The sequence below is a fragment of the Arthrobacter sp. Bi83 genome (genome assembly GCF_918698095.1).
GTDB lineage: Bacteria > Actinomycetota > Actinomycetes > Actinomycetales > Micrococcaceae > Arthrobacter.
On the sequence record NZ_CAKKLY010000032.1, the window covers coordinates 1 to 12,616 of the forward strand.

The window sequence follows — 12,616 nt, forward strand, 5'->3', positions numbered from 1 at the left end:
ATCCAGGGCCTTGCACACGGTGGCCGCCGCGAGAATCAATACCTTTCCGTTCGGGTTCGGGCTCTGATTCCGTTTCAAGAATCGCAGGAGCGGTGGAGAATGGCGGTCATGAGCAACGACCCGTGGGAGTCCTTGGAGTTTTCCGAAGCGCCAGCGGGATGGATTCCCGCCACCGACAACGGGTGGGGTGCCTTGGTCGTCTGGGCCGCAGGACCGGGCAACTTCGTGCGAGTTCCGGCTGCGCCCCGGGACCGTCAGACAGTGGTCGTCACTCATTACCCCGACGGCACCGAACACCGGTCGCCGTCGTTGCTTACAGACGCTGAGCTGGAATCAATAGACGACGACATCGACGCTTATGTGGCCGATGCCGGGCTGCCACCGAGGCCCCGCGGCTACGACTGGTTCATCCGTCGCCCCCCGAACACAGGCTCCGCGGAAGAAGAGTTCTGGTCTGCTGTTTGGTCGGCCACGACGGCGGCGCTGCCGCACGATGCGATGGACCCGTGGAAGTTAAAGGGGCCGGCCAGGGACGCCCTCGCAATGATGTACCGAGGGTGAGAGCTGCCAACTGTCGCCCAGCGCCGAGAGCTGCTCTTTCAGCCCGGGAGCCGCCGGCGTATCGTGGGACCGCACCGGGCAGGTCACCGGAACCGGACGAAAGGACAGTCCAGATGGGTGCGGCCGCGCAGATACTGCAGCACTACGATTCAATCCTTCTCGAACAGGAGGATTTCTACCAAGACCTCCACCGGAACCCGGAGCTCTCCCATCAGGAACACCGGACCGCTGCAAACGTCGCGCGCTGCATGACCTCTTACGGTTTCGAGGTTGAGACCGGGATCGGCAAAACCGGAGTTGCGGCAGTGCTGCACAACGGGAGTGGGCCTACCGTCCTGCTTCGCGCCGACATGGACGCGCTGCCCCTGAAGGAAGGGACCGGCGCCGACTACGCGAGCACTGTCACGGCGGTGGACCAGGCAGGAGAACAGGTGCCGGTCATGCACGCCTGCGGGCACGATATCCACGTCGCATGCCTGCTGGGCGCCTCGCAGTTGTTCGCCGGGCACCAGGAGTTATGGAAAGGCACGCTCGTGGCGCTGTTCCAGCCGGCCGAGGAAACCGGCGACGGCGCCCGGGCCATGATCGACGACGGTCTTCTCGCCCGCATTCCGGCACCGGAGGTCGCCCTCGCCCAGCATGTGCTGCCCGGTCCCTCGGGCCGCGTCGCCACCCGGCCTGGGGCTGTCCTGTCCAGCGCGGACAGCGTCCGCATCACGGTCCACGGCCGCGGCGGGCATGGCTCGATGCCGCAAAACACCGTTGACCCCGTCGTCCTGGCCGCCATGATCGTCGTCCGGCTCCAGCCGATCATTTCCCGGGAGACCCCGCCGACCGAACCGGCCGTCCTCACAGTCGGAAGCCTTCGGGCCGGCACCAAAAGCAACATCATTGCCGACGAGGCGGTCCTGGAACTGAATCTTCGCACCTACACCGATTCGGTCCGGCAGCGCATTCTCGCCTCGATCCGCCGCACCGTCCAGGCCGAGTGCCAAGCCAGCGGTTGCCCGAAGGAACCGGAGTTCGAGATCTTCGACAGGTTCCCGCTTACGGCCAACGACAAGGAAACAACCGCGCGCGTCGCAGGGGCGTTCAGCAACTATTTTGGAGACCGCGCCGGAGGCTTGGACCTGCAGACCGCCAGCGAAGACTTCAGCGATATTCCCCGGGCCGCTCGCATCCCCTACACCTACTGGGGTATCGGCGGAACGGACCCGGAGGCCTGGCATGCCGCCGAGCTGGCCGGGCGGGTCCAGGAAGACATTCCGGCCAATCATTCGCCAATGTTCCTGCCCGTCCTCCAGCCAACCCTGCGGACCGGAACCGAAGCGCTCGTCACAGCAGCCCTGGCGTGGCTCGACGCCGACGACCGTTGATAGGCCCCGGCGCCCTGAGGACGCCGGTAGTCCGCGCCGCTCTCCGACGCCCTTACACGTTTCGCCTAGGAACGTCCCATGCAAGGGCTATGGCTCCACGTCACACGTGATGAAGCTGGAGTCCTTCAGGAACGTGGCATTGGCCTGGGTGGACGCTGCGTTTCCTTCAAGTGCAGCCGTCCAAATCAGGAAATTCGCGGCCGGGCTGATCAGGGTAATTAGTTTCGCTCCGAGTGGGAATGTTTGAACTGCTTGGAATGCTTCCGCCGCCAGAGGACCAGAGGGTTCTCGGCTGACACTGAGTAGACGCCACTCGTCTTCGAGGCGTTCGCCGTCGCGGGCCAGGTGGACGGCGAATTTCTCGGAAAGGCCGATCCGTTCGGCGCGTCCGCGGAACTGCGCGTCCGGGCCGTCCTTTAGGACGCCGAAGCGGACGTTGAACTGATCGAAGTTCAAGAAGGGATTCGCGATGCCGGGTACTGCATCCAGTCCGGTAATTACTTGCAACGGATTGTCGTGCGTCTCGACACTCCATACCCCAAATTCAGTCTTGGCCATCATATGTTCAACGGGTTTATCGTCCGACCAGAGCGTGATTTTAACGTCGCTTAGTTGCAGGGTCCTCAGTTTGGTCGCTGCTGCCAGCGGGGATATATCCGCGATCCGATTGCCCCCGATACTGAGCACCTCGAGGCTGGGATAGTGCCCGAAAGCTGACACATCCCTGATCTCGTTGTTTGAAACATCGAGCTCACGCAGAAACGCCAGTCGCGCGGGGTCGAGTACCTGTCCGATCCGGTTCCCCGCAACATTGAGCAGCTCAAGCTTTTCCAGCTGCTCTATGCCTTGCAAACTCGTTAGCGCGCCCTCGTTATGGTCGCCTGTGATCACTAATTCGGTGAGGCGGTCCTTTGCGATCATCGCTGGAAGGTGTGCGATGGATGTGATACCCATGTTGTCGGGATACCACTCGATACGGAACTTCTCCATGCCGTTCACGGCTTGTGCAAGCGCCTCACCGCGCATGTGTTCTGTCTTCAGCGGGTCGCCGCCTGGATCCACAATCCCTTCAAGATTGTCGATGCGGTCGTGTACAGCCCAGGCAACCTGATTGACCAGCTTTCGGTCGTCGGAAAGAATGCCGGGCTGGTCCCTCCTCTCGTACCAGTCGGCGTAACTGCGTTCTACTCCACCGATCCGCCGCCGCAACTCGACGGCCGGAAACTGCAGTGGCGGATCAACCCCAGCCGGGTCGAAGAGTTGGGGCGGGTCGATTTCGCCCCTTGAGAGCCGGATGGCGTGGCGGGTCACGGCGTCGACAGCGCGCGCGTAAGCCTGCGTGGCCGCGCGGATTTCGGTGGCAGGAGGAGGATCTTCGAAGAATTCCGGGTGTTCCGCCGCAAACGTGAAGTCGTTGTACTTCTGGAGATAACTCAGTCTCTGACGATCTGCATCGGCCGTCGCCACTACGAAGGCGTCTTGCCAAATTTTCGGGGGGACGGGTACCGGCACCGTGTCGTAGGTCGCCACTTCGATCTCATACGGAAAGGGATGCCTTGCAACAGCGGACGGCAGTGACTTGAGGCGGTCCTTAACGTCGTCAACGCTCGTCGTCGTCCCTATTTCTTCCTCCCCCTCGCCGCCCTTCTGGTAGAACACCACATGGAGTTCCACCCGTGAATGGGCTTCACTCTTATAGGTGTCATATTTTCCCGTGAAGGAAGCTGCAGCGACGGCACCGTTGATTTCCGCCTGCAAGGTCACTGCAAGATCAGTTTGAACCGCCGTATCCAACGATGTGATCCGGAGCACCGCGAAAAATTCACCGCCCCTGAACTGACCCCGGACGAAGGAGTCTCCGTAGGCCGTGGAAAACGCGTCCGAATCTGCCATTAGCAGTCGACGCGCGTCCTCCTTAATGCGGAAGTTCCGTCCCCGCACAACTTGGTTGTTTACGACCATTTTTGCCACAACGAACGTTGACACAGAGTTGTATGAAGTATTTTTCGAAAAGTCGACTTTCAGGCCTGCCGATGCAAAGCCATATCTCCCCTCTGCCTCCGCCGATACGCCCAGTGATTCCATCAGCGACTCATGCGTCGTGATGATTTCCGCGGTTGCCTTCGCCTCTTGCCCCGACTGCCGCACCGGTTCGTCAAAATCAAGCGCAGTGCCAATGGCGAGACCGCTGTCGCTATTGAATCCCATGCCAATGTCTTCACCGTTGTAAGCCAGAACGCGCACTTGGGGCAGTTTGGTGCTCATGGCCAATCCCTCTTCCGTGCAGGCCGCACCCCATCACAGGCCCTACACCAACGGGAATCGACGAGGCAGGCCTGTTCCGGTATTCCGGCCACCGTTGATGGTGACTGATCTTACAACCGACGACAGCGCGAATGGCAGTGGTGAAATGTGGAGGATCGCACTGGGCTGGGGAGCGAGTTCTCTGCGCGCCGGTCGGCGGTGGATTGTGGCTGGATCGGACGACTCAGGGCGCGTATTCTTGTCTCACATCTGACGGGGTGTGAGCTGCAATGATGGCAAGAAATCGCCTGTCATCCCGAATGGGCAGGTTCCTGGCAAGGATGCTCGGGTTCGTCCTCCTGAGCAGCATCTGCGGTGTCCTCGTCGCGGGCTACCTCGTTCCGCAGATCGCCCTCGCGGGCACCACCGTCAGCAGGTCCATCAGCTTCTTCAACGGTCTCCCAACCGAACTGGCGGTGCAAACGCCGGCGCAAACCACCAGGATGGTGACCGCGGATGGAAAGCTGATCGCCAGCTTCTATGAGGAAAACCGGGTGCGGATCCCGCTGAAGAACATGTCCCCGTACGTCAAGGATGCGATCATCGCGATCGAGGACAGCCGTTTCTACGAGCACAGCGGTGTGGATGCCCGGGGCCTGCTGCGGGCGCTGACCAGCAATCTGACAGGCGGGGAGCGGCAGGGGGCGTCTACCCTCACCCAGCAGTACGTCACCAACGTGGCCAACGAATCCAAAATTTCCGCCGGGCGCGAAGACCAGGTGATTCTCAGCGGGCAGAAGAACATGGGAGACAAGCTGCGCGAGATGCGGCTCGCCATCGCGCTGGAAAAGAAATACACGAAGGACCAGATCCTCGAGGGTTACCTCAACATCGTCTTCTTTAACCGCAACGCGTATGGCATTGAGGCGGCCGCCCAGTACTTCTTCAGCGTTCCGGCCAGCAAACTCACCCTGCCCCAGGCGGCCCTGCTGGCCGGGCTGGTCAACAGCCCCAGCGTCTACGATCCCGTGACCAATCCGAAGAACTCCATCCAGCGGCGCAACCAGGTCCTGGACGCCATGCTGGAACAGGACAAGATCACCAAGAAGCAGCATGACGCCGCCAAAGCCTCCGGCGTGGGCCTGAAGGTCAGGCCGTCCCGGCAGGGTTGTGCCGCCGCCGCCATGGCCCCGTACTTCTGCGATTACGTGAGCCATCTGATCCTCAACAATCCGGCGTTCGGCCCGGACGCCGAAGCGCGCGAACAGAAGATGCGCCGCGGCGGGCTGACCATCACCACCACGCTGGACAGCAGGCTGCAGGCAGCCGCGCAGGCACAGGTGGACTCGACGGCCGGGGCCAATCCGGCCAAATGGGGCTCATCCCTGGTCTCCGTCCAGCCTGGAACCGGCAAGATCCTCGCCATGGCGCAGAATACGGTGTTCCTTCCCCAGCGCGGAAAGTTCGATACCCAGCTGAACTTCAACGTGGATTCCAAGGACGCCAACGGCAACGACCTCAACGGCGCAGGCGGCTTCCAGCCGGGATCCACCATGAAGCCGTTCACCTTCGCCGAATGGCTGCACGAAGGCAGGACCATGACGGAGACGGTGGACGCCTCAAAGCGGGAGTACCCGCTGGGATTCCGCTGGCGGTCTTCCTGCGGCAAGGTCGTAGGCGGCTACAGCACCAAGCAGCGAAGGGCCGGCCTGGAAGCCGCCGACGATCTTCAAAACGCCTCAGAGGGGTACTATCGCAAAATGCCGGCCAACTACGGCCTCTACAACTCCATCAACACCGCGACATTTGCTGAAGTGGCGCAACTGGATATTTGCGGAATCCAGAACATGGTCAAAGCCGTAGGCATCCACAGCGGCCTGGACGGCACCACGGTCAACATGCACCAGCTCGGAAATGTGCTGGGCGGCACCGGTGTGGCACCGCTGCACATGGCCAATGCCTTTGCCACCTTCGCCGCCGACGGCCGCTACTGCGAGCCCATCGCCATTCTCCGGGTGGCGGACCTCGCCGGAAAAGCACTTCCGGCCCAGGCCCCCAGCTGCCGTGACGCCGTAGAGCCGAACGTGGCCCGCGGCGTGAATGCGGCACTCCAGGACGTGCTCAGGAAGGGTTCCGGCATCTACATCAATCCCAAAGTCCAAAGCCGGGTCCCCGTCGCGGCCAAGACAGGAACGAACAACAGCAACGGCGCCACCTGGGTAGTCGGTTACACCACCGGGCTCGCCACAGCGTCCTTCTTCGGCGACACCCTCGAAGGCCAGCAGCGGCCCGGCAGGAACCTCACCATCAACGGAAAGTTCTACAGCCGCATCGACGGGTACATGATCGCCGGACCCCAATGGGCCAATTACATGCTCAAAGTGGCCAAAATGTACCCGGCGGCGGCCTTCCCCAAGCCGCCTGCGTCCATCATCGGCAAACCCGCACCCTAGGAAACCCCCGAGCGGGTGCTGCACGGGAATGACGTCCGGGGCGACACTCAGCGGCGATGCGACGTCAGGGCGGTCAATGGAAATCTCCCAAATAGGCGGATCCGGGACACTGGCCCCGCGGGCGTCCAGGCAACCGGCGGCGCCAGTGCTCGGGCACCCTATGCACGAAGCGTTCCGGGTCAGGTGACGTAGTTCTCCGGTGCCTCCGGAGACTGGTGGGGGCCTTGGCTTCCGGGGCGGGAGACGTGCACCTTCGGGCCCGGGGTTGGGAACTGTTCAGGAAGCTGGATACGGATTTCGATGACCCCGTCGGTGTACGTGGCGAGGATGCCGTCCTGGCTCACACCGCGGGGCAAGGAGATGCTGCGGGAGTGGTCGCCGTAGCGGACTTCGCTGCGATAGCCCGTCTTGTCCTTATCGTCTTTGTTTTCCTCCCGCCGCACGTCAATGTGCAGGGTGTCATCGGAGACAGTGATGTCGACGTCTTCTTCCGGATCGACTCCGGGTGCATCGGTTCTGACGACCAGCGTGGTTCCCTCCTGGAATTCCTCTACCCGAAGCCAGAGATCAGCGTCGCCTTGCAGTAACCGGCGCAGGGGCTCGGGAACTTCGAGTCCGCCCCGCCGGAGAAAGTTCTCCATCTTGTCCTCCTCATTTTCCGGCCGGAGGGGTAGGCGCCCGGCCCGGGCCCGGTGTTGTTGGTGAGAAAAAGGTACGCCTTGGCCGTGGCAAAGGACAGCCTTCCGGGCATCGCGAAGGCCTCCGGCCCCCTGCGCCGCCTTGCAGTCCCCTCCCCTGAAAAGTCTGCTCCCGCAGACTCTTGCGGAGGCGTCCCGGCGATGCTATAAAAAATCCACATCGGCAGGTGCAGCAGCGTCACCGCGACGAAGATCGGAAAAAGGGGGCAGTCGGGATCACCAGCAGTTTTCCACGGCTAACCACCCGGGACCATATGACCGCAAGCAGCCGGCGCCACGTTTAAAGACCCTCGCAACAACAGGCGAACAGGCAACCATTCGGAGCATCAGTCCCGTGTATCGCGCACCTGTCAACGACGACCGGGCCCGCATCACCCGCAGCTGCAAGGGGACTCCGCAGCAGGCGCCGGAGCCGATCCGGACGTTCAGAGGATCCCAGTGGACCAGACCACCATCGTCGGCTATGCCCTCGCATATCTCGGCACAATGACGGCAGTTTCCTTCATGTTCCTGCCCGCCGTCATCACCGTCACCCTGCTCCTGCTCGTGGGCGGGGCCATCCAGCTCGTAACCGTCCTCCTAAAGATCACGACGCTCTGGCTGTTCAAAGGCGCATCCACAGTGTTTAGGAAGTCGGTCCAAAAGCTGCACGGGCACGGGAAGGGCGTCGGGGAACTCGCACGCCGGTAACCCCTTCGCGCCGTCCCTCGGGTGCTCTGCCCCCGCTCCAGCCTGTGCAACGAACCGTATGCCGCGCCCATCATGAGATGTCCCACCGGAAGTCCAAGGTTTTCGTAGGTTTCCACCCCCACGATGAGGGGATACTACGAACGCATTGGGGCGGTCATGGATACTGGTTCGAGGACATATTTTGACCGGGCATTGAGCCGGCGCCAGTTTGGCTGGATGGTCGGCGGCGGCGCGATGGTGCTGGTGGCCGGAGGAACATACGGCCTGGTGGCGCGCAGTGATCAGAGCGCCGAAACCATCGCGGCCACAGCCTTCGGGACGGTGTCGGTCCTGCGGGCCGGACGCTTTTCCCGCTTGGACGCCCAAGGCCGGACCGCACCGAGCCTTGCGGCGACGGCCTCCCTGCTCAGCGGCCTGGCACCGCGAACGGGCGACCAGCCGCTTCAGCCCGCCGGGGCTGCGGCTGAGGTCGATGGCCATGGGCACGGCAGCCGGCAGCCGTGGACCCAGGGATTGCCCCAGCCGATAAACCTCACCTGGGGCGATGTGGTCGTCCTCGACGTCGAACTGCATAACACTGGGCCGGAATCAGTGCTCTTCAGCCCCGGGCAACTGCGCCTCAGACTGCTGCCTACCGATACAACAATCACTCCGCAGGATTCGGACCATTCCCCGGGCGTTCTCGGGGCAAACAGCAAGGAGCGCGTCCTGATCAGCTACCTGGCACCCAACGACCTCACGGACCTTGAACTCGAGTTTTCGGATGAGCAAAAGGACCAAGTCGTGCAGCTTGCATTGCCAGCGCTGACCGTGAACGGGGCCAGGTCGTGAGCACCCTGGACATCCACATCAACGAGGGCTTCATCCCGATGGTGGACGGGGCGCTGGTCTACCACCGCGGCTTCGGGGACCGGCGCACCGCGGTCACGGACCCGAAGCCCGCACTGATCATGACGCCTCGGGTGTTCACCGCCGGCGGCCAGGTTGTGGCCAGCAGGACCTATCCGCTGAGCGCCCCAATACCGCCGCATGGCCGGCCGCAGCCGCTGCGGCCCGATACGGCAAACAGCGGAGCGTACCTGGCGCGGAGGGGGTACTGGGCCAGCTATTTCCCGGACCGGACCCTGATCGCAGAGACGGGCAGCACCATCCGGATCCTCCTGCACAACAACCTCGCCCAGCCCCACGAACTCCGGTTCCACCGCGCCGGCAAGGCAAGTGCGGACGTCAGCTCAGGACCGGTTGCCCCCGGGGCAACGAAGCTGCTCCAGTTTGCGGCACCTGCACCTGGAACCTATCTGTTCACGGACCCGGGCAACGAACCCGTGGAACGAACCCTGGGCCTCTACGGCGGACTGGTGGTGATCGATCCGCGGAACGCCTGGCGGCTCGCCCCCGGCGGGGCCGAGTTCGAGCGGCAGTGGCTGTGGTATTGCCACGACGTCGACTCGAACTGGGCGCGGATTGCCTCACAAGGAAAAACCGTCAACCCGGTCACCACTCCGGCCGTTCCCCGGTACTTCACCATCAACGACTATTCGGGGTTCCAGGCGCTGGCGGTCAGCACGGACAGGGAACTGAACGAACGGCGCGATCAGGACACTCTCGCGTCGGGGTTTCCCCGCGAAACCGACGTGCGGAATTTCAGCGCCTCCCCCGCTGCCGGCGCCATCCGCACCGGGCAACTGATGAGAATGGTCAACGCAGGAATCGCAGACCACCAGCTGCACTACCACGGCAACCACGTCTGGACTCTGCGCGCCAACGGTACCGACTTCCCCCGCTCCAACGGCCATGTCACCGCGGTCGGTGACGTCGTCCTCCAGCAGTGGGAGGACACCATCCAGCTCCAGCCGCTGGAGCGGAAGGAAGCAATGCTTCCCGTCCGCCGCCCGCCGGAAGTGGTGGACGCCGTCTGGAACGCACGCGACCGAGACTGGAAATATCCGATGCACTGCCACGCGGAACCGTCCCAGACTGCCGCCGGCGGGCTCTACCCGGGCGGGCTGGTTGCCGACTGGGTGCTGGCCGCGACACCCACACCGGCGCAAGGGACGCCGCCCACCGCCGCAGACCCCCACCAGCTGTTCCGCAGCCAGGTCGACTTCGCCTCCAACCAGCCCCACGAGGGGAGCCCGGAAACGGAACATCCCCTGCCGCCGGACGTCGCCATGGAGTTCGACTTCTTCAACCGGAAAATGACCTTCCCCGACGGCTCCGAGCACGAAGTGTGGAGCTTTGAGGCCGACAAATTGGGGCGGCAGTTGCCAGGCTCGACGCTTCGGCTGACCGAGGGGCAGATCTTCCACGGCACGGTCAAACCCAGCAAAAGGGTCCACACCATCCACTGGCACGGCATCGAACCCGACCCCCGCAACGACGGCGTGGGCCACACCTCCTTCGAAGTCAGCGGTCACTACACCTACCAATGGCGGCCGGACGTGGGCGTGCCCGGAAACCCCAACCGCGGGGCCTCAGGAACCTACTTCTACCACTGCCACGTCAACACGCCCCTGCACGTCCAGATGGGCATGTTCGGTGCGGTCATCGTCGATCCCCGGCCCAGCGCCAGGTCCCCCTGGCCCGCCGGGACCCGCCGCCATTCGGTCAACGGGCCCTTGTATGACATCGCCACCGAGACCGTGATCGGGCCCTACTCCCTCGATCCGCGGTGGCACACGCTCAACCACGCCGCCGGTCTCTCCGGCGAAGATGTGGGCCTGAACCGCTTCGAGCCCAGGCACTTCTTCCTCCTTGGCGGGGCAGTGGCCCACAGGCCGGTGGGTGATGACGTCGTCTGGGCTGTCTCCGCCATGCGCGCCAACGTGGTCCGAGGCAACAAGCATCCCACCCTGGTGCGGATGATCAACGTGGACTACTTCCCCACCCGCACCACGTTTACCGACTCCGCGGGCCGCCCTGTGAAGATCGCGGAACTGATCGCCCATGACGGCCGGCCCTTCTGGAACACCCCCAACCCCACCGGGCCGGCCGTCCACCCCTCAGCGGCAGGCCAACCCCTACTGACCAACATCATCAAATCCGGGGCAGCCGAGAAAATCGACTTTCTGCTCCGCCCTCCCGCTGCCGGAAAGTACACCATCTCCGTCGAGTTCCTGCACTGGATCACCGGCAAGACGCTCGCAACCAGAACCGTCGCGGTGACTGCCGCGTGATCTGCTTGCCGTTGTGACTTGCGGACCGGATCCGCAATGCTTCCATGGGAGCATTCTGCACGCCCGATTCCGTTGTCATGCCGAAGCTCTACGTCGACGAGAGCTAAGCGATAAGGTTGCTTACTAACTGACGATGGTGGCTGCGACCTAAGGAAACGATCATGACGGTGAAAGGCAACGAAATTCTCAACGGCGGCGTGGAGGGGGAGGTCCGCCAAGACCGTTTCGTTGGCGACCAGGACCTCACCCGGTGGAACACCCGCTTCGGCCGGATCCTGGCCGGCGCGGTTCAACGGATCAGCCGCCTACTTGGTCCCCACGCCGCGCTTATAGTCACACTCATTGTCGGGGCGATGATCGCCGTTTCCCTATCTGCGGTCTTCGCCCAGGTGTACGAATCGGTGGTCGCGGCCGACGGCGTAGCGGGGTTGGACCATCCGGTTCTTGACACCGCCAAGACGGTCCGTTCCCCCGTTGTGGACGTCCTTGCCACGGCATACACCGACATCGGCGGCACGGTCGGCATGCCGGCTCTCGCGCTGACTGTCATGGTTGTACTGGCTCTGCGGCGCCGATCCTGGACCCCTGTCATTCTCATCGTTACGGCCGGCGCCGGTTCTCTGCTGATGACCATCGCGGGCAAGCAGCTCATCGGCCGAACCCGCCCACCGCTGGTCGACGCCGTCCCGCCCTACGAGTACTCCGCATCCTTCCCAAGCGGCCATTCGCTGAACTCGGTCGTCATCGCCGGCATCGTCGCCTACCTGATAGTCCTCCGGCTGAGGTCCCAGCGCGTGCGGACACTGACCGTCATCCTCGCGGCACTCTTCGCCGCAACCATGGGGCTAAGCCGGGTCTACCTCGGACACCACTGGCTGACCGACGTGTTGGCCGCGTGGTCTCTCGGGGCGGCGTGGCTCGCGATGGTAATTACCGCCCACCGCCTGTACCTGACTGCCCGGACACACCGGTCGCATGTCGCGTCCGCCGCCGTCCCGTAGGCTTCGTGGCGGAATCGTGGCGTGTCGGACATGACCACGTTTCCCCGGCGGCGTGATCGCGGCGCTGGACCACTACTTGGGCGTTAAACGCCGCCTGCTCTCCCAAAAGCGGAGGGCCCCGCGCCGCGGGGCCCTCCGAACTGCAGTGCCTAGACTCCTTCGCTGACGCGGTCAGGCTGCTCAACCGCGCTTTGCTCCAGCTTGGCGAGATAGGCCCACATCTTGGATTCCTCTGCCTGGACCTGAGGCTCAGGTGCCTCGTCTGGGCTCGTCTCCCGGCGCCCTTCAGCTTCCCGGGCGTGATCCTTCTTGTAGTACTGCCATCCCTCGCACGATGAATAGCACATCACCGACCTCCTTACAGTGGGTGTACTTCCATCGTCCTCCCAATCTGATGGCGAGTCGACCCTGTGTCGA

Annotated in this window: 10 protein-coding genes; 7 read left to right on the plus strand and 3 right to left on the minus strand. The window is 63.4% G+C overall.

Going from position 1 to position 12,616, the window contains the following annotated elements:
• Window positions 1–108 precede the first annotated feature (108 nt).
• Both LQ144_RS14995 and LQ144_RS15000 read left to right on the plus strand, forming a co-directional pair.
• Window positions 109–561 carry a DUF5956 family protein gene (locus LQ144_RS14995; RefSeq protein ID WP_230119503.1) on the plus strand — a complete coding sequence of 151 codons (453 nt, stop codon included), beginning with the start codon at window positions 109–111 and terminating at the stop codon, window positions 559–561.
• Between the two features lie 113 nt (window positions 562–674).
• Window positions 675–1,937: an amidohydrolase gene (locus LQ144_RS15000; protein WP_230119504.1), complete on the plus strand. Its 1,263-nt coding sequence runs from the start codon at window positions 675–677 to the stop codon at window positions 1,935–1,937.
• An 87-nt stretch (window positions 1,938–2,024) separates the two neighbouring features.
• On the opposite strand, the gene LQ144_RS15005 is transcribed toward LQ144_RS15000, so the two are convergent.
• Window positions 2,025–4,202: a leucine-rich repeat domain-containing protein gene (locus tag LQ144_RS15005; protein ID WP_230119505.1), complete on the minus strand. Its 2,178-nt coding sequence runs from the start codon at window positions 4,200–4,202 to the stop codon at window positions 2,025–2,027.
• 299 nt (window positions 4,203–4,501) lie between these two features.
• Here LQ144_RS15005 and LQ144_RS15010 point away from each other — a divergent pair, with 299 nt between their 5' ends.
• A complete protein-coding gene (locus LQ144_RS15010) occupies window positions 4,502–6,634 on the plus strand; it encodes a transglycosylase domain-containing protein (RefSeq protein WP_230119506.1) in 2,133 nt (710 codons plus the stop codon).
• 179 nt (window positions 6,635–6,813) lie between these two features.
• Here the strand turns inward: LQ144_RS15010 and LQ144_RS15015 are convergent, their stop codons facing one another.
• Entirely contained in the window at window positions 6,814–7,275 is a 462-nt protein-coding gene (locus tag LQ144_RS15015) for an Hsp20/alpha crystallin family protein (protein ID WP_230119507.1), read from the minus strand.
• Window positions 7,276–7,770: 495 nt separating this feature from the next.
• Here LQ144_RS15015 and LQ144_RS15020 point away from each other — a divergent pair, with 495 nt between their 5' ends.
• From LQ144_RS15020 to LQ144_RS15035, 4 genes are all read left to right on the plus strand, one after another.
• Entirely contained in the window at window positions 7,771–8,022 is a 252-nt protein-coding gene (locus LQ144_RS15020) for a hypothetical protein (protein ID WP_230119508.1), read from the plus strand.
• A gap of 156 nt (window positions 8,023–8,178) precedes the next feature.
• Window positions 8,179–8,853: a hypothetical protein gene (locus LQ144_RS15025; protein WP_230119509.1), complete on the plus strand. Its 675-nt coding sequence runs from the start codon at window positions 8,179–8,181 to the stop codon at window positions 8,851–8,853.
• Window positions 8,850–11,198 carry a multicopper oxidase domain-containing protein gene (locus tag LQ144_RS15030; RefSeq protein WP_230119510.1) on the plus strand — a complete coding sequence of 783 codons (2,349 nt, stop codon included), beginning with the start codon at window positions 8,850–8,852 and terminating at the stop codon, window positions 11,196–11,198. Before LQ144_RS15025 ends, LQ144_RS15030 begins: the two co-directional genes overlap by 4 nt.
• Before the next feature lie 161 nt (window positions 11,199–11,359).
• The gene (locus tag LQ144_RS15035; RefSeq protein ID WP_230119511.1) at window positions 11,360–12,199 is read left to right on the plus strand and encodes a phosphatase PAP2 family protein; all 840 of its coding nucleotides are present in this window, start codon (window positions 11,360–11,362) and stop codon (window positions 12,197–12,199) included.
• A gap of 149 nt (window positions 12,200–12,348) precedes the next feature.
• On the opposite strand, the gene LQ144_RS15040 is transcribed toward LQ144_RS15035, so the two are convergent.
• Window positions 12,349–12,546 carry a hypothetical protein gene (locus tag LQ144_RS15040; protein ID WP_230119512.1) on the minus strand — a complete coding sequence of 66 codons (198 nt, stop codon included), beginning with the start codon at window positions 12,544–12,546 and terminating at the stop codon, window positions 12,349–12,351.
• Between the last annotated feature and the right edge of the window lie 70 nt (window positions 12,547–12,616).